Origin of the sequence: Tepidiphilus thermophilus, from assembly GCF_001418245.1 — a bacterium.
In the GTDB taxonomy this organism is placed as follows: domain Bacteria; phylum Pseudomonadota; class Gammaproteobacteria; order Burkholderiales; family Rhodocyclaceae; genus Tepidiphilus; species Tepidiphilus succinatimandens.
The window spans coordinates 58,509-73,998 of the sequence record NZ_LIPU01000005.1; the positions used below are offsets into that span (position 1 = coordinate 58,509).

The following is a 15,490-nucleotide window of genomic DNA, read 5'->3' on the forward strand; positions in this document are numbered from 1 at the left end:
TCGAGTAGGTTAACATCGACCCATTATAACCACGCTCGGCCGAGGTGCAAGATGACGAAGAAAGGGCGACGACCGGGAAATGATGCCGAAAACCATGAAGGACACGGTGCAGGAAAAGGGCGCCGTCGCGAGCCGCCCCATTTTTTGCGCCGGCACCTTCCTCTCTTTCCCGAGGTGCGTTTCCTCGGGGGAGTGCAAGAGGTCACGGGGTCGTGTTACCACGTGGCGGCGCCTGGCGGCGAGTTTCTCGTCGAGTGCGGCATGTTCCAGGGAGGGCGCGAGGCGACGCGCAAGAACCTGGAAGCCTTCGCGTTCGATCCTTGGGCGCTGCAGGCGGTGATCGTCACCCATGCGCATCTGGATCATTCCGGTTTGCTGCCGCGTCTGGTGGCCTTGGGCGCAAGGGCGCCGATCCATGTGACGGAGGCGACCGCCGATTTGTTGCGGGTGATGCTGCTCGACAGCGCCCACATCCAGGAAAAGGAATGGGAGTGGCTCTCGAAACAGTCGCATCGTACCCGCCGCCGTCTGATGGTCTCCGATGCGCCGCTCTACACGGTGGCGCAGGCACAGGAGAGCCTGCGCTGGCTGCAGCGACACGATTATGGGCGCTGGTTTCCCGTGGTGGCGGGTGTTCGGGCCAGGTTTCATGACGCCGGGCACATCCTGGGGTCGGCCATCCTCGAGCTGGAGCTCGAGCGCGGCGACGGGGCGCTGCGCCGCTGGGTGTTCAGCGGGGATCTGGGCATGCCGGGGCGGCCCCTGGTGCGCGATCCAGCGCTGATTCCTGAAGCCGACGTCGTCTGGGTCGAATCGACCTACGGCGATCGGGAACATCGCCCATGGGACGAGTCGGTCGCCGAGCTGGAGACGGTGCTGCGCCAGACGCTGCCGCGGGGCAACGTCGTGATCCCGGCCTTTGCCGTCGGTCGTACCCAAGAGATGATCCTGGTGCTCGCCGATCTGGTACGCCGCGGCCGCTTGAATTCTCTCAACGTGGTGGTCGACTCGCCCATGGCCACCGAGGCGAGCGAGATCTCGGCGCGCCACCTCGATCTGTGGGATGAACCCAGCCGTGAGCTTTTTTCCTGGATGCAGCGTAACCGCGACCGTTTCCGTCTGCGATTCACGTCAAGCGTGGAGGAGTCGATGGCGCTCAACGGCGTGCGCTCGGGGTTGGTGATTGTTTCAGCCAGTGGCATGTGCGAGGCCGGTCGCATCAAATATCACCTAAAATACAATTTGCCCCGACCGGAGTGCGCCATCGTCATCGCTGGTTTCCAGGCGGCGGGTACCTTGGGGCGACGGCTCGTCGATGGGGCGCAACAGGTGACGATCTTCGGGGAACGAATCGCGGTACGGGCCGGTCTCCATACGATAGGAAGCATGTCGGCGCATGCTGACCGGCAAGGTTTGCTCGGCTGGTTGCGCGGTTTTCGGCGCCCGCCGCAGCAGTGTTTCGTCACGCACGGTGAATCGGGGCAATCTCAGGCGTTCGCGGATACGATCCGCAGCGAGCTCGGTTGGTCCAGCGTCGAGATCCCGGCTCGCGGTCAGACGTGGCAGGATTCTTGGCAACGAGGAGGCCGTCATGGCGAGAAGTAGGGCACGCAATCCGCGGCAGGAGCCGCGCGAGGAAGTGGAACGGCGCATCGAAGAGATGCCCGAACAGGTGGCGGAGATCGTGCATCGCGCCATGGAGGGAAGTTTCGATCCCTTGGGCAACATCGCCCCCATTCTGCACGCGCAGGTGCTTTGGGCCTTGCATCCGGTGGCGCTGTGGTCGAAGGAGATCGAGCTCGGCAAGCGCAACGTCGCGCTGATGCGCTATGTCGCGCAGCGCCTCTCGGGTCAGCCGGCCGAGCCGCCTTTCGTTCCCGAGCCTTATGACATCCGTTGGGACCATCCCGTATGGACCGAATCGGTCTGGTGGTCGACCCTGCAGCAGGGCTATCTCGGTTGGGGGCAGTCCCTGGTCGAGATGGTGCGCCAAACCCCCGCGATCGACGAGCGCGAACGGCGCCGCGCCGTTTTCTGGACGGGGGAATTCGTCAATGCGCTTGCACCGACCAATTTCTTTTGGACCAACCCCAAGGCGCGCGAGCTTGCCGCCAAGACGTGGGGGTTGAGCCTCTTCGAAGGGTTCAAGAACTTTTTCGCCGATCTGGCGGCCGGGCAGGTGCGGATGACGCGGCCGGACGACTTCCACGTCGGGGTGAACCTCGCCACGACGCCGGGGGATGTGGTGCACCGCAATGGGCTGGTGGAGATCATCCGCTATGCGCCGACCCGGCCGCAGGTGCATCGCCGTCCGGTGGTGATCGTGCCGCCGTGGATCAACAAGTTCTATGTGCTCGATCTCACTCCCGACAAGAGCCTGGTGAAGTATCTGTGCGACCAAGGGTTCGAAGTCTTTATCATCAGCTGGAAGAACCCCACGCGCGAGATGGCCAACACGACCTTCGACGACTATCTCATGCAGGGGGTGGACGTGCTCGTCGAGACGGCGCGTTCCATTACCGGCGCCGACAAGGTCAATGCGGTGGGCTACTGCATCGGCGGTACGGCCCTGGCGAGCTACCTCGCGGTGATGAACCGTAAGCTGGGAGCGGACGCCTGCCCTGTGGCGGATGCGACCTTCTTCACGACCCTCGTCGATTTCTCCGCCCCGGGCGACATCGAGGTCTTCATCGATCCGGCCACGGTCGATTTTCTCTGCCGCAAGATGCAGCTCGACGGCTATCTGCGCGGCGAGGATATGGCCGAGGCGTTCCGCCTGTTGCGCTCCAACAGCCTCATCTGGCGCTACATCGTACACGGCTGGCTCTATGGCGAGGAGCCAGAGCCCTTCGACGTGCTCTATTGGAACATGGATCCGACGCGCATGCCGGCGAAGATGCACTGCTGGTATCTGCGCGAGTTCTATCTCAACAACCGCCTCATCCAGCCCGATGCGCTGACCTTGGCCGGGGTTCCCGTGGATCTACGCCAGATCGTGCAGCCGGTCTATGCCGTGGGCACCGAGGACGATCACATCGCCCCTTGGCAGCAGACCTTCAAGCTGATGCGGCACGTGCGCGGTCCGCGGCGCTATGTGCTGTCGAGCTCGGGGCATATTCTGGGCATCGTCAATCCGCCAAAGAACCCGCCCAAACGCAAGTATTGGGTGAGCGATCTCACCGATTCGGTGCCGCGGGCCGATTCCTGGCTCAAGTCGGCATCCGAGCATCCCAACAGCTGGTGGGAAGACTGGGTCGCCTGGCTCAGGCCGCAGGCGGGCGAACTGGTGGCACCGAAGGATCCGGCGAGCGTGCCTTCGCTCGGAAAGGCACCGGGAAGCTATGTGCTCGAACGCTGACGGCGAGCCGGTTCGTATTCAGTGCGACAGGGGTGCCTGGATGAGGGCGCGCAGGCGCTCCCGGTCGCGCAGGCGGATGTTTTTGTGCTGCACCTCGATGAGCCCTTCTTCCTGGAAGTGCGACAGGGTGCGGGAGACCGTCTCGAGCTTGAGCCCGAGGTAGGAGCCGATTTCTTCGCGCGTCATCCGCAGCCGGAATTCCGTGCCGGAGAATCCACGGGCGGCGAAGCGTTGGGCGAGGTTGAGCAGGAATGCGGCAAGCCGCTCTTCGGCGCGCATGGTGCCGAGCAGCATCATGACACTTTGTTCGCGCACGATCTCGCGCGAGAGCACCTTGTGAAATTGCGCTTGAAGTCCGTGGATTTCGCGTGCGAGCGCTTCGAGGCGGGCGTATTCGATCACGCACACCTCGCTGTCTTCGAGCGCGATGGCGCTGACGACGTGCAGCCCCGTGCTGATGCCGTCCAGCCCCAGGAGCTCGCCGGTCATCTGGAATCCGGTGACCTGTTCCCGCCCGTCCTCAAGCACGATGGTGGTCTTGAACGAGCCGGCGCGGATGGCGTAGAGTGCTTGGAAGGGGCTGCGCACCTCGTAGAGCGCTTGATGGCGTTTGAGCTTGCGCCGCGTTCCGATGAGTTCCTCGATGCGGGCGACGTCTTCTTCGCTCAGCCCGACTGGCAGGCACAGCTCCATGAGGTTGCACTGGGAGCAGGCCACTCGCAGCTGGCGCAGGGTGGGCGGAAGTTGGAGGTCCATGGCGCTTCTCTGGGGGTAAAGGAAACGTTTTCGTTGATGGCGGTCAACTCATCGTCGGCCGTTTCGTGCCATATTATGGAGGTTGCCGCAGGCGTTCATGAGCACCGCGATGCAGGAAACCCATCGTCTCGTCGTCGACCCGGAGCTGATCCGTCGTTTCGACATCAGCGGGCCGCGTTATACCTCTTACCCCACGGCCGATCGCTTCGTCGAAGCCTTCGGGCCGGCCCAGTATGCCCGCTGGCTTGGCAGCCGCGAGGTGGGGGGGCTCAACCGGCCGCTGTCATTATACGTGCACATCCCCTTCTGCAATACGATCTGTTACTATTGCGCCTGCAACAAGATCATCACCAAGGATCATTCCCGCAGCGCGCGCTACCTCGATTTCCTCGAGCGCGAGATCGAGCTCGTCGATGGGCATCTGGCTGGCGGCCGTGAGGTTACCCAGCTGCACCTGGGCGGCGGCACGCCCACTTTCCTGGCCGAAGACGAGATGCGCCGGTTGATGGCGGCGATCCGGGCGCATTTCCAGCTCGCCGAGCATGGGGAATTCTCCATCGAGGTCGACCCGCGCAAGGTGGATGCGGCGCAGGTGGCCTTGCTCGCCGAGCTCGGATTCAACCGCATGAGCATCGGGGTGCAGGACTTCGACCCGCTGGTGCAGGCCGCGGTCAATCGCATCCAGAGTTTCGACGAGACGGCGGCGGTGCTGGAAGCGGCGCGCGACAATGGCTTCAAGTCGGTGAGCATGGATCTCATCTATGGTTTGCCGCACCAGACGGTGGAGCGGTTCGCCGCTACCCTCGAACGGGTGATCGAACTCTCGCCCGATCGCCTCTCGCTCTACAGCTATGCCCACCTGCCGCGGCTCTTCAAGCCGCAGCGGCGCATCGAGGAGGCGGCCCTGCCCACGGCGGCCGACAAGCTCGGCATCATGAAGTACGCCATCGAGCGTCTGGTCGATGCCGGCTACGTCTATATCGGCATGGATCACTTCGCCAAGCCCGACGACGAGCTGACGATCGCCCAGCAGCAGGGGCGCCTGCACCGCAATTTCCAGGGCTATTCGACCCAGGCCGAGTGCGACATGATCGCTTTCGGCATCTCCTCCATCAGCAAGCTGGGGGCGATCTACGCGCAGAATCACAAGACCGAGGAAGACTACTACGACGCGCTCGAGCGCGGTGAGCTGCCGGTGCTGCGCGGGGTGGAACTGACCGCCGACGACGTGCTGCGCCGTTCCATCATCCAGGCGTTGATGTGCCATTTCGAGCTGTCGATCGAATCGATCGAGATCGCGCATCTCATCGACTTCCGCCGTTATTTCGCGCCGGAGCTGAACGACCTGGCGCGCATGGCCGAGGCGGGGTTGGTGGAGATCGGAGATCGCTGGATCACGGTACTGCCGCCGGGGCGGCTGCTGGTGCGGGCGATCGCCATGGTGTTCGACCGCTACCTGCGCCACGACCGCGAACGCGCCCGCTATTCGCGCGTGATCTGAGGCGGCGACGTGGCCTGGAGCGGTTTCCTCGCGGTCTTCCTCATCGGGCTCCTGGGCGGGGTGCATTGCCTCGGCATGTGCGGCGGCATCGTCGGCGCGCTGTCGCTGCAGACGGCGCAGGGGGCGAAGTGGCCGCTGCATCTGGCCTACAACCTCGGACGCATCACCACCTATACCCTGCTGGGGGCGCTGTTGGGCTGGCTGGGGGCGATCGGCGGGATGCTCGAAGGGGTGCTGCCGGTGCAGCTCACGCTCTACGTGCTCGCCAACCTCATGCTGGTGGCCATGGGGCTCTATTTCCTCGGCCAGACGCGCTGGCTCGCGCCATTCGAGCGCGCCGGCCACCGACTCTGGCAGCGGATCCAGCCGCTCACGCGCCGTTTCCTGCCGGTGCGCTCGGTGGCGCAGGCGTTTCCGCTCGGTCTACTGTGGGGGTTCCTGCCCTGTGGGCTCGTCTATAGCGTGCTTGCGACGGCGCTGCTGGCGGGCGACGGGGTGCGCGGTGCCGGGGTGATGTTCGCCTTCGGCCTTGGGACGCTGCCCAATCTGCTCGCCGCCGGGTTGCTGTTGCGGCGTTTTCGCAACGTGGCGGGACACCCTTGGGTGCGCCGCGCCGCGGGCTTCTTGGTGGTCGCCTTCGGGCTTCTCGGCCTGTGGCGCGCGCCGCAGCTGGGCGGCATGATCTGGCAGGGCGTGGTCTGCCACCCCTGAAGCCGCAGGCTGCCGTTATATAATCCTCCTCGACAGGGCCGGCGCACGCCGCCGGTTGGGGTTTTTTCGTACGAGGGAGGAGTTTTCATGGCTTTCGAACGCGTTTCCGCCGGCAAGGACGTGCCCAACGACATCAACGTCATCATCGAGATCCCGGCACAGTCCGATCCGATCAAGTTCGAGGTAGACAAGGATAGCGGCGCCATTTTCGTCGATCGCTTCATGGGTACGACGATGCGCTATCCGCTCAATTACGGCTATGTGCCGCACACGGTGGCCGGTGACGGCGATCCGGTCGACGTGCTCGTGGTCACGCCGTTTCCGCTGCAACCGGGGGTGGTGATCCGCTGCCGTCCGGTGGGCCTGCTGAAGATGGAAGACGAATCGGGAGTCGATGCCAAGGTGGTGGCGGTTCCGGTGTCCAAGCTCACGCCGCTCTACGACAAGGTGCACTCGCTCGAGGATCTTCCGGAGCTCCTGCTGAAACAGACCGTGCATTTCTTCGAACACTACAAAGATCTGGAGCCGGGCAAGTGGGTCAAGGTGCTCGGCTGGGCGGGCGTCGAGGAGGCCAAGCAGGAGATCCTCGCCGGCGTGAAGAATGCCTCGTCAGCCCAGTAAAACGGCGCAGAGAGGATGAACGCGCTGCGCCTGGGCCTGGCCCAGATCGATCCGGTGGTGGGGGATTTCGCCCACAACGCGGCGCTCATCGCTGGGGTGTTCGCGCGGCTTGCCGCACAGGGCGCGGAGCTCGTCCTCACGCCGGAGCTCGCCCTGAGCGGCTATCCGCCGGAAGACCTGCTCCTGCGCCCCGATTTTTATCGCGCGGCGCGGCGTCATCTGGAATCGCTGGCGGCGCTCACTACCGAGGAGGGTCCGGCGCTTCTCGTGGGCGTGCCTTGGGCCGACGAGGGCGGTCGCTTCAACGCAGCGGCGCTGCTGCGCGGCGGCCGTATCGACGGGATCTATCGCAAGCGTCTGCTGCCGAACTACGCCGTCTTCGACGAGAAACGTTACTTCTGCGCTGGCAATGAGCCCTTCGTCTTCACCCACCGCGGCGTTCGGGTGGGGGTGGTGATCTGCGAGGATGCCTGGTCGGCCGGGCCGGTGGAAGAGACGGCGGTGCAGGGGGCGGAGCTCGTCGTGGCGCTCAACGCGTCGCCCTATCACCAGCAGAAGTGGCGTGAGCGCCAGGCCGTAGTCGCCGAGCGGGTCCGGGCCTCTGGCCGGGCGATGCTCTATGCCAACCTGGTTGGAGGGCAGGACGAGCTCGTCTTCGACGGTGCTTCTTTCGCCGTCGATGCGCAAGGCGCCTTGGCCTGGCAGGGACCGTTCTTCGCCGAGGCAGAGGCGGTGCTCGAGTGGCGCGAGGGGAGTTGGCAGCCGCATGCCCCTTGCTTCGATCCCTTGCCGCCCGAGGAGGAGCTCTATCGGGCGCTGGTGCTGGGGGTGCGCGATTATCTCGGCAAGAACGGTTTCCCCGGCGCGATCATCGGGCTCTCGGGCGGCATCGACTCTGCGCTCACGCTGTGCCTTGCCGTCGACGCGCTTGGGCCCGAGCGCGTGCGCGCCGTGATGCTGCCTTCGCCCTATACGGCGACCATGAGCCTGGAAGATGCCGCGACGCTCGCCGCCCGGCTCGGGGTGCGTTACGACGTCATTCCCATCGAGCCGGCGATGAATACGTTCTCGGCGATGCTGGAGCCTTTCTTCGCCGGCTTGCCGCCGGATACCACCGAAGAGAATCTGCAGTCGCGCATCCGCGGGGTGCTGCTCATGGCGCTTTCCAACAAGACAGGGGCGCTGGTGCTCACCACCGGCAACAAGAGCGAGATGGCCACCGGCTACGCCACGCTCTACGGCGACATGGCAGGCGGCTTTGCCGTGCTCAAGGATGTGTATAAGACTCAAGTGTATCGGCTCGCGCGCTGGCGCAACCGCAATGGTGAGGTGATTCCCGAACGCATCATCACGCGTCCGCCTTCGGCCGAGCTCAAACCCAACCAGTGCGACCAGGATTCCTTGCCGCCCTACGACGTGCTCGATCAGATCATCGAGCGCTACATGGAATGGGAATGCTCGCCACGGGAGATCATCGCCGCTGGGTTCGACGCTGCGGCGGTGCGTCGTGCCGTCACCCTTTTGAAGCGCAGCGAGTACAAACGGCGCCAGGCGCCGATCGGCGTGCGGGTGAGTCGTCGTGCCTTCGGGCGCGATTGGCGCTATCCCATCACGGCGCGCTATGCCGACGAATACGACGAGGAGAGCGGGGCATGAAAAAGATCGAGGCGATCATCAAGCCGTTCAAGCTCGACGAGGTGCGCGAGGCGCTCTCCGAGATCGGCGTGAGCGGCCTGACCGTCACGGAGGTCAAGGGCTTCGGCCGGCAGAAAGGGCACACGGAGCTCTATCGCGGCGCCGAATACGTGGTCGATTTCCTGCCGAAGATCAAGGTGGAGGTGGTCGTCACCGACGATCGCGTCGCCCAGGTGGTCGACGTCATCATGGAGACGGCGCGCACCGGCAAGATCGGCGACGGCAAGATCTTCGTGCTGCCGGTCGAGCAGGTGATCCGCATCCGCACCGGCGAGACCGACGGCAACGCGATCTGAGCCGAGTCATTCGCGGGGCGCGCGCAGCAGCACGATGAGCGCGCCACTGCCGCCGCGCGTGGGCGGGGCTTCGCAGAAGGCGAGGATCTCGTCGCGCTGCGCAAGCCAGCGCCGCGACAGGTGGCGCAGCACGGAGAAACCGCCTGGCGAGCGCAGACCCTTGCCGTGGATGACGCGGATACAGCGCAGCCCCTGGCGCCGGGCGCGGGTGAGGTAGGCCGAGAGCGCCTCGCGCGCCTCGAGCCGCGTGAGGCCATGCAGGTCGACTTCGCCTTGCAGCGCCCAGCGGCTGCGCCGCAGGTCGGTGAGCACGCGCCGCGGCACGCCGGGGCGCAGGAAGTGGGTGCTCTCATCGGCTTCCAGCCAGTCTTCGAGTTCCAGCGGGGCGAGCAGCTCCTCGGCGAGGATGGTGCGTTCGTCGGCGAGCTTTTGTCGCGGCACCGGCGCCGGGCGCGGGCGCTCGGGCTCCACCCGCGGCGGGAATGTGAGAGGACGAACGCCCGCGCGCCAGTCTGCTTCTTCGGCGGGTGCCTGTCGGGGGGCGGCACCGGGCGGGGCGGCCTTCCCTTTTTTGAGCGCAGCCAAGGGGGCCGCCCAGGCCGGCGGGCGAGGGCGGGCCATGGGATTCAGCTTTCCATGCCGTCGAGATAGCGTTCGGCGTCGAGCGCGGCCATGCAGCCGCTGCCGGCGCTGGTGACGGCCTGACGATAGACGGGGTCTTGCACGTCGCCGGCGGCGAACACCCCTTCGATCGAGGTGGCCGTGGCGTTGCCGTGGCGACCGCCGCGCGTGACGAGGTAGCCGTTCTCCATGTCGAGCTGTCCGACGAAAAGCTCGGTATTGGGCTTGTGCCCGATGGCGACGAACACGCCTTTGACGGGGATCTCGCGCGTGCCGCCATCGACCACGTTCTTCACCCGCACCCCGGTCACGCCGGAGTCGTCGCCCAGGATCTCGTCGACCACGCTGTCGAGCACCAGCTCGATCTTGCCCGCGGCGACTTTCTCCATGAGCTTGTCGACCATGATCTTTTCGGCACGGAACTGCCGGCGGCGATGTACCAGGGTGACTTTGCGCGCGATGTTGGCGAGATAGAGCGCCTCTTCGACGGCGGTGTTGCCGCCGCCGATGACGGCGACGTCCTCGCCTTTGTAGAAGAATCCGTCGCAGGTGGCACAGGCCGACACGCCCCGGCCCATGAACTTTTCTTCCGAGGGCAGCCCGAGGTACTTGGCGGTGGCGCCAGTGGCGATGATGAGCGCGTCGCAGGTGTAGCTGCCGGCGTCGCCCGTGAGGCGGAAGGGGCGCTGCGAGAGATCGGCCGTGTGGATGTGGTCGAACACGATTTCGGTGCCGAAGCGCCGGGCGTGTTTCTCGAAACGCTCCATGAGCTCCGGTCCCTGGACGCCTTCGGGCTCGGCGGGCCAGTTGTCTACCTCGGTGGTGGTCATGAGCTGGCCGCCTTGTGCAAGCCCGGTGATGAGGACGGGCTCGAGGTTGGCGCGAGCGGCGTAGATGGCGGCGGTGTAACCGGCGGGACCGGAACCGAGGATGATGAGACGGCTGTGGCGGGGGTTCATGCGAGGACTCCGAAGAAGAAAGCAGGCAGGGCGCGAGGCTGGGCCCATGAATCCAATTATAGAATGCTTACGCTTGCTGCTGCCCTCGCTGTGCCGAGGGGGATGGGCGCTGGCGTATAATTTTCCTTCCTTTCCGTGCGGTACGGCCTTGCCGATGAACTGGATCGCCTCGTTGCGTGCTTCCCGCGGTGCGCGGGAACTCGTCTGGGTGCTGCTCGCCGCGCTCGGTGTGTATTTCGCCTTGATTTTCATTGGGTACTCCCCCTCCGATCCGGGTTGGTCCCGCGATGCGGCGGTGGAGTCCATCGCAAACCCCGGCGGGCGGGTCGGGGCCTGGCTGGCGGATCTCTTCCTGTCGCTGTTCGGGATTTCCGCCTGGTGGATGCTCGCGTTTGCGGTGCGGGGTCTGTGGTCCGCCTGGCGCCTGTGGCACGGCCTCGAAGGCCCGGAACGGGGCTGGAGGGCTTCCTTTGCGGTGGCGGCTGCGGGGCTCCTTCTCTTGCTTTTGTCGAGCAGCGCTCTGGAGGCCTTGCGCTTCCATGCCCACACTTTCTCGTTGCCTCAGGGCTCGGGCCCGGGAGGGGTGATCGGCGTGACCTTGGCCGAGACGGTCGCGCGCGAATTCGGTTTCACCGGAGGAACGCTCCTTCTGCTCGCGCTGTGGATGGCTGCCGTCAGCCTGACCTTCGGGATGTCCTGGCTCGACGTGTGTGAGTGCATCGGTGCCGGGGTCGAGACGGCCGTCGGTGCGCTGCAGCGGCATTGGGAGCGGCAGCGGGCCGCGGCGCCCGGCGGTGGGGGGAGATTCGTTTTTTCTCGCGGCGAAACGGAGGGTCTAGATCTCTCTTGGCGTCGGCGATGGGAACGCTTCCTTTCGGGGGTTGGCGCCCTGCGTGCCCGCTGGCAGGCACGGCGTACCGCCCCCGGGCGCAGTGCTGTGCCGCCGCGCGTCGAGCCGAGTCTGGGGACGGAAGAAAGTCCTGCGGTCGCGCCGCGCCCTTCCGTTCGGGCGGAAGATGCTCAGGCCGCCGCCAGCAGGCCGGAGACGTCTGACGAAGCGGTGCACAGACCGCCGTCGCCGAAGCAGCCGATCGAGCATGGGCGCAGTCGTGCGGGCGCCGCGCACGTTCCGGCAAACGAAGGAACGCTCGAACCGCTGCCGCCCCTGGCACTGCTCGATGCGCCTGCGCCCGCCACGGTGTCGGTGAGCGCCGAGACGATGGCGGCCACCGCCCGGCTCATCGAGAGCAAGCTCGCCGAGTTCGGCGTGCGCGTGCAGGTGGTCGGGACGATTCCCGGCCCGGTGGTGACGCGCTACGAAATCGAGCCGGCCACGGGCGTGAAGGGGGCGCAGATCGTCAACCTGGCCAAGGACCTGGCGCGGGCGCTGTCGCTCGTGTCGATTCGCGTGGTCGAGATCGTGCCGGGGAAATCGTGCATGGCGCTCGAAGTACCCAATCCGAAGCGCCAGATCGTGCGTTTGAGCGAAGTGCTCGACTCGCGTGCCTATCGCGAGATGGCTTCGCCCCTGACGCTGTGCCTGGGCAAGGACATCGCCGGGCAGCCGGTGGTGGCGGATCTGGCCAAGATGCCGCACCTGCTGGTGGCCGGCACCACCGGCTCGGGTAAATCGGTGGGCATCAACGCCATGATCCTGTCGCTCATCTACAAATCGACACCGGAACGGGTGCGCCTCATCATGGTCGACCCCAAGATGCTGGAGCTGTCGATCTACGAGGGGATCCCGCACCTGCTCGCGCCGGTGGTCACCGACATGCGGCTTGCGGCCCAGGCGCTCGACTGGTGCGTGGGCGAGATGGAGCGGCGCTACAAGCTGATGGCAGCGCTGGGGGTGCGCAACATCGCCGGCTACAACGCCTTGCTCGAGCGGGCGCAGCGCGAGGGCGAATATCTCGGCAACCCCTTTTCGCTCACGCCGGATTCGCCCGAGCCGCTGGAGAAGATGCCCTACATCGTCGTCGTGGTCGACGAGCTCGCCGACCTGATGATGGTGGTGGGCAAGCGCATCGAGGAGCTCATCGCGCGGCTCGCGCAGAAGGCGCGCGCGGCTGGCATCCACCTCATCTTGGCGACGCAGCGGCCTTCGGTGGACGTGATCACCGGGCTCATCAAGGCCAACGTCCCCACGCGCATCGCTTTCCAGGTTTCCTCGAAGATCGATTCGCGCACCATTCTCGATCAGATGGGGGCCGAGACCTTGCTCGGCATGGGGGACATGCTCTACCTCGCGCCCGGAACCGGCATGCCGCAGCGGGTGCACGGGGCCTTCGTCGCCGACGACGAAGTGCATCGGGTGGTCGAATACCTCAAGCGGCTGGGGCCGCCGCGCTACGTCGAGGAGGTGCTCGCCGAGCCCGAGGAGGAAGAGGAAGGGCTGGAAAGTCCGGACGGGGGCGAGGAGAACGACCCTTTGTACGATCAGGCGGTGGAAGTGGTGCTGCGCACGCGCCGGCCCTCGATTTCCTTGGTGCAGCGGCATCTGCGCATCGGGTACAACCGGGCGGCGCGGCTCATCGAGGCGATGGAACGCGCGGGACTGGTGTCGCCGCCGGAGCACAATGGCAACCGCCAGGTGCTGGTGCCGGCGCGGGGAGAAGAGGTGTGAAGAAAGGTTTTGCGGGATGGGTGTTGGCGCTGTGGGCAATGCTGTGGGCTGGAGCGGCCATCGCTCAGCAGAGCGTGGCCGAGGAGGCGGTGCGGCGGCTCGAATCCTTCGTGACGCAGACGGGCGCGGCCCAGGGGCGTTTCCGCCAGGAGGTGCTCGACCCGCAGGGGCGGGTGGTGCAACGCTCCGAGGGGCGTTTCGTCTATGAGCGGCCGAGCCGTTTCCGCTGGGAGGTGACGGCACCGGCGCGCCAGCTGGTGGTGAGCGACGGCAAGGCCGTGCAGGTGTGGGACGCGGATCTGGAGCAAGTGGTGGTGACGCCGCTCGCGCAGGCGCTCTCCGGCTCGCCGGTGGCGATCCTGGCCGACGCCCAGGCGCTGCACCGCGAGTTCGCCCCCGAGGGGGGGCAAGTGGAAGGGGATCACTGGGCGGTGCGCCTGCGGGCTCGCTCGGCAGAGGCCGGCATCGTGCGCGTCGTGGTCGAAGGCGAAGGAGAGCGGCTGCTGCGCATGCGCCTCGAAGATCATTTCGGCCAGACGAGCGAGATCACGTTCACCGAGTTTGCGCGGGCCTGGTCGGTGCCGCCGGCCGAGTTCGCCTTTACTGCGCCGCCCGGCACCAAGGTGCTGGAAAACCAACCGGGGCGTCGATGAGCGGGGAGGCGCGCGCGCCGCTCGCCGAGCGCATGCGTCCGCAGCACCTCGACGAGGTGGTGGGGCAGGAGCATCTGCTCGGGCCGGGCAAGCCGCTGCGGGTTGCCTGGGAGCAGGGGCGGCTCTTCTCCATGATCCTGTGGGGTCCGCCCGGTGTGGGAAAGACCACGCTCGCGCGCTTGCTCGCGCAGGCGGTAGGGGCGCGTTTCATCGCGCTGTCGGCCGTCATGGCGGGGGTGAAGGAGATCCGCGCGGCGATCGACGAAGCCCGGGCCGAGCGCGAGCGCGGCGGTACGACGGTGCTCTTCGTCGACGAGGTGCACCGCTTCAACAAGGCGCAGCAGGACGCCTTCCTGCATCAGGTCGAGGAGGGGTTGGTCACTTTCATCGGCGCCACCACCGAGAACCCTTCGTTCGAAGTGAATTCGGCGCTGTTGTCACGCACCACCGTGCTGCGGCTCGAGCCTCTGGATGCAACGGCGCTCACGACGCTGCTCGCTCGCGCCGAGGCGCGTTTTCCCGAGGAGGCGGTACCCTTGGACGATGCGGCGCGCGCCATGCTGGTCGAACTCGCTGACGGGGACGCGCGGCGGCTGTTGAACGACGTGGAATGGCTGTGGCAGGCGGCGCGAGCCCGGGGGCAGGCGGTGATCGACGTGCCGTTCGCGCGTTCGGTGATGGGCGAGCGGCTGCGGCGCTTCGACAAGGGAGGCGACGCCTTCTATGACCAGATCTCGGCCCTGCACAAGGCGGTGCGCGGCTCCGACCCCGACGCCGCGCTCTATTGGTTCGTGCGTATGCTCGACGGTGGCGCCGATCCGCTCTATCTGGGGCGGCGCATCGTACGCATGGCGAGCGAAGACGTGGGCCTTGCCGATCCGCGCTCGCTCACGCTCGCGCTCGATGCCTGCGCCGCCTACGAGCGGCTGGGTTCCCCCGAAGGGGAGCTGGCGCTTGCCGAGGCGGTGGTGTATCTGGCCTGTGCGCCGAAGTCGAACGCCGTCTACCTTGCCTACAACGCCGCGCGCGCTTTCGTGCGTCAGGACGGCTCGCGCCCGGTGCCGGTGCATCTGAGGAATGCCCCCACCCGGCTCATGAAGGAGCTGGGCTTCGGCAAGACCTACCGCTATCCGCACGACGAGCCAGAAGGATACGCTGCCGGCGAGCGCTATTTCCCCGACGGGATGGCGCCGCAGCGCTGGTACCGGCCGGTGGAACGGGGGTTGGAGGCGAAGATCCGCGCCAAACTGGAGCACCTGCGCGAGCTGGATGCGCAGGCGCAACGGCGCCGCTCATGAACCCGCGTTGTCGGGAGCACGCAAGGGGTGATCGGCGAGCAGCCGCTTGCAGGCTTCGTGCGCCTGCTGCGCCTTGGCGGCATTGCCGTCTTCAATGGCGCGCTCGGCGATCTCGAGCAGCCAGTTGGTCAGCACGACGATGCCTTCGTCGGATTGGGAGAGGCTGCAGGCGATGAGGCCGGCGGCTTCGGCGGGGAGGTCATGATGCTCGGCCAGCAGCCCGATTTCTTCTTCGGTGAGGCTGCAATAGTCGAGGCAGTCGCGCAAGGTCAGCATGGCTCTATCCTGCCCAGGTTCAGCAAGTTCAGCATAGGTTCTGCCGAACCTTCTGTCCAATCGAATTTTCTTTTTGTTTTCAGTCTATTTCGTTGTCTGAGCCTATCGGGGAAATTTTT

The 15,490-nt window shown here is 66.0% G+C and carries 14 protein-coding genes; 10 read left to right on the forward strand and 4 right to left on the reverse strand.

What is annotated here, in order from left to right; genetic code table 11:
- Nucleotides 1-51 precede the first annotated feature (51 nt).
- Together ASC37_RS05825 and ASC37_RS05830 are read left to right on the forward strand one after the other, a co-directional pair.
- On the forward strand, nt 52-1,605 hold the full coding sequence (locus ASC37_RS05825; RefSeq protein ID WP_082438389.1) for an MBL fold metallo-hydrolase RNA specificity domain-containing protein: 1,554 nt from the start codon (nt 52-54) through the stop codon (nt 1,603-1,605).
- Nucleotides 1,592-3,358 (forward strand): PHA/PHB synthase family protein, encoded by a 1,767-nt coding sequence (locus tag ASC37_RS05830; protein ID WP_198289022.1) that lies wholly within the window; start codon nt 1,592-1,594, stop codon nt 3,356-3,358. Before ASC37_RS05825 ends, ASC37_RS05830 begins: the two co-directional genes overlap by 14 nt.
- Before the next feature lie 18 nt (nt 3,359-3,376).
- Here the strand turns inward: ASC37_RS05830 and fnr are convergent, their stop codons facing one another.
- Complete coding sequence (gene fnr / locus ASC37_RS05835; protein WP_055423474.1) at nt 3,377-4,114, reverse strand: fumarate/nitrate reduction transcriptional regulator Fnr; 738 nt, start codon at nt 4,112-4,114, stop codon at nt 3,377-3,379.
- A gap of 97 nt (nt 4,115-4,211) precedes the next feature.
- Between fnr and hemN the strand changes: the two genes are divergently transcribed.
- The 5 genes from hemN (at nt 4,212) to ASC37_RS05860 (ending at nt 8,938) form a co-directional block, all read left to right on the forward strand.
- Nucleotides 4,212-5,615 (forward strand): oxygen-independent coproporphyrinogen III oxidase, encoded by a 1,404-nt coding sequence (gene hemN, locus ASC37_RS05840; RefSeq protein ID WP_198289023.1) that lies wholly within the window; start codon nt 4,212-4,214, stop codon nt 5,613-5,615.
- Nucleotides 5,616-5,624: 9 nt separating this feature from the next.
- Nucleotides 5,625-6,326 carry a sulfite exporter TauE/SafE family protein gene (locus ASC37_RS05845; protein ID WP_055423476.1) on the forward strand — a complete coding sequence of 234 codons (702 nt, stop codon included), beginning with the start codon at nt 5,625-5,627 and terminating at the stop codon, nt 6,324-6,326.
- Between the two features lie 87 nt (nt 6,327-6,413).
- Nucleotides 6,414-6,947: an inorganic diphosphatase gene (ppa, locus tag ASC37_RS05850; protein WP_055423477.1), complete on the forward strand. Its 534-nt coding sequence runs from the start codon at nt 6,414-6,416 to the stop codon at nt 6,945-6,947.
- A gap of 15 nt (nt 6,948-6,962) precedes the next feature.
- A complete protein-coding gene (locus tag ASC37_RS05855; RefSeq protein ID WP_055423478.1) occupies nt 6,963-8,603 on the forward strand; it encodes an NAD+ synthase in 1,641 nt (546 codons plus the stop codon).
- Entirely contained in the window at nt 8,600-8,938 is a 339-nt protein-coding gene (locus ASC37_RS05860; protein ID WP_028874947.1) for a P-II family nitrogen regulator, read from the forward strand. Before ASC37_RS05855 ends, ASC37_RS05860 begins: the two co-directional genes overlap by 4 nt.
- Nucleotides 8,939-8,944: 6 nt before the next feature.
- Here ASC37_RS05860 and ASC37_RS05865 read toward each other — a convergent pair whose 3' ends face one another.
- Together ASC37_RS05865 and trxB are read right to left on the reverse strand one after the other, a co-directional pair.
- Nucleotides 8,945-9,559, reverse strand: a complete 615-nt coding sequence (locus ASC37_RS05865; RefSeq protein WP_055423479.1) for a Smr/MutS family protein — start codon at nt 9,557-9,559, stop codon at nt 8,945-8,947.
- 5 nt (nt 9,560-9,564) lie between these two features.
- On the reverse strand, nt 9,565-10,518 hold the full coding sequence (gene trxB, locus ASC37_RS05870; protein ID WP_055423480.1) for a thioredoxin-disulfide reductase: 954 nt from the start codon (nt 10,516-10,518) through the stop codon (nt 9,565-9,567).
- Nucleotides 10,519-10,672: 154 nt separating this feature from the next.
- Here trxB and ASC37_RS05875 point away from each other — a divergent pair, with 154 nt between their 5' ends.
- Genes ASC37_RS05875 through ASC37_RS05885 form a run of 3 tightly spaced genes read left to right on the forward strand, consistent with a single transcriptional unit; the run spans nt 10,673 to nt 15,095 of the window.
- Nucleotides 10,673-13,144, forward strand: coding sequence for a DNA translocase FtsK (locus tag ASC37_RS05875; RefSeq protein ID WP_055423481.1), 2,472 nt, complete (start codon nt 10,673-10,675; stop codon nt 13,142-13,144).
- A complete protein-coding gene (lolA, locus tag ASC37_RS05880) occupies nt 13,141-13,797 on the forward strand; it encodes an outer membrane lipoprotein chaperone LolA (RefSeq protein ID WP_055423482.1) in 657 nt (218 codons plus the stop codon). Before ASC37_RS05875 ends, lolA begins: the two co-directional genes overlap by 4 nt.
- Nucleotides 13,794-15,095 (forward strand): replication-associated recombination protein A, encoded by a 1,302-nt coding sequence (locus ASC37_RS05885; protein ID WP_055423483.1) that lies wholly within the window; start codon nt 13,794-13,796, stop codon nt 15,093-15,095. The genes lolA and ASC37_RS05885 overlap by 4 nt, the downstream gene beginning before the upstream one ends.
- Here the strand turns inward: ASC37_RS05885 and ASC37_RS05890 are convergent.
- Nucleotides 15,090-15,371, reverse strand: coding sequence for a hypothetical protein (locus ASC37_RS05890; protein ID WP_055423484.1), 282 nt, complete (start codon nt 15,369-15,371; stop codon nt 15,090-15,092). The two genes, ASC37_RS05885 and ASC37_RS05890, sit on opposite strands and share 6 nt — an antisense overlap.
- Nucleotides 15,372-15,490: the final 119 nt, after the last annotated feature.

Excerpts from the sequence above, each read along its gene's own strand:
- ASC37_RS05825 (WP_082438389.1), top strand. The coding sequence starts at position 52 with ATGACGAAGAAAGGGCGACGACCGGGAAATGATGCCGAAAACCATGAA.
- ASC37_RS05830 (WP_198289022.1), top strand. The coding sequence starts at position 1,592 with ATGGCGAGAAGTAGGGCACGCAATCCGCGGCAGGAGCCGCGCGAGGAA.
- fnr (WP_055423474.1), bottom strand. The coding sequence starts at position 4,114 with ATGGACCTCCAACTTCCGCCCACCCTGCGCCAGCTGCGAGTGGCCTGC.
- hemN (WP_198289023.1), top strand. The coding sequence starts at position 4,212 with ATGAGCACCGCGATGCAGGAAACCCATCGTCTCGTCGTCGACCCGGAG.
- ppa (WP_055423477.1), top strand. The coding sequence starts at position 6,414 with ATGGCTTTCGAACGCGTTTCCGCCGGCAAGGACGTGCCCAACGACATC.
- ASC37_RS05855 (WP_055423478.1), top strand. The coding sequence starts at position 6,963 with ATGAACGCGCTGCGCCTGGGCCTGGCCCAGATCGATCCGGTGGTGGGG.
- ASC37_RS05860 (WP_028874947.1), top strand. The coding sequence starts at position 8,600 with ATGAAAAAGATCGAGGCGATCATCAAGCCGTTCAAGCTCGACGAGGTG.
- ASC37_RS05865 (WP_055423479.1), bottom strand. The coding sequence starts at position 9,559 with ATGGCCCGCCCTCGCCCGCCGGCCTGGGCGGCCCCCTTGGCTGCGCTC.
- trxB (WP_055423480.1), bottom strand. The coding sequence starts at position 10,518 with ATGAACCCCCGCCACAGCCGTCTCATCATCCTCGGTTCCGGTCCCGCC.
- ASC37_RS05875 (WP_055423481.1), top strand. The coding sequence starts at position 10,673 with ATGAACTGGATCGCCTCGTTGCGTGCTTCCCGCGGTGCGCGGGAACTC.
- ASC37_RS05885 (WP_055423483.1), top strand. The coding sequence starts at position 13,794 with ATGAGCGGGGAGGCGCGCGCGCCGCTCGCCGAGCGCATGCGTCCGCAG.
- ASC37_RS05890 (WP_055423484.1), bottom strand. The coding sequence starts at position 15,371 with ATGCTGACCTTGCGCGACTGCCTCGACTATTGCAGCCTCACCGAAGAA.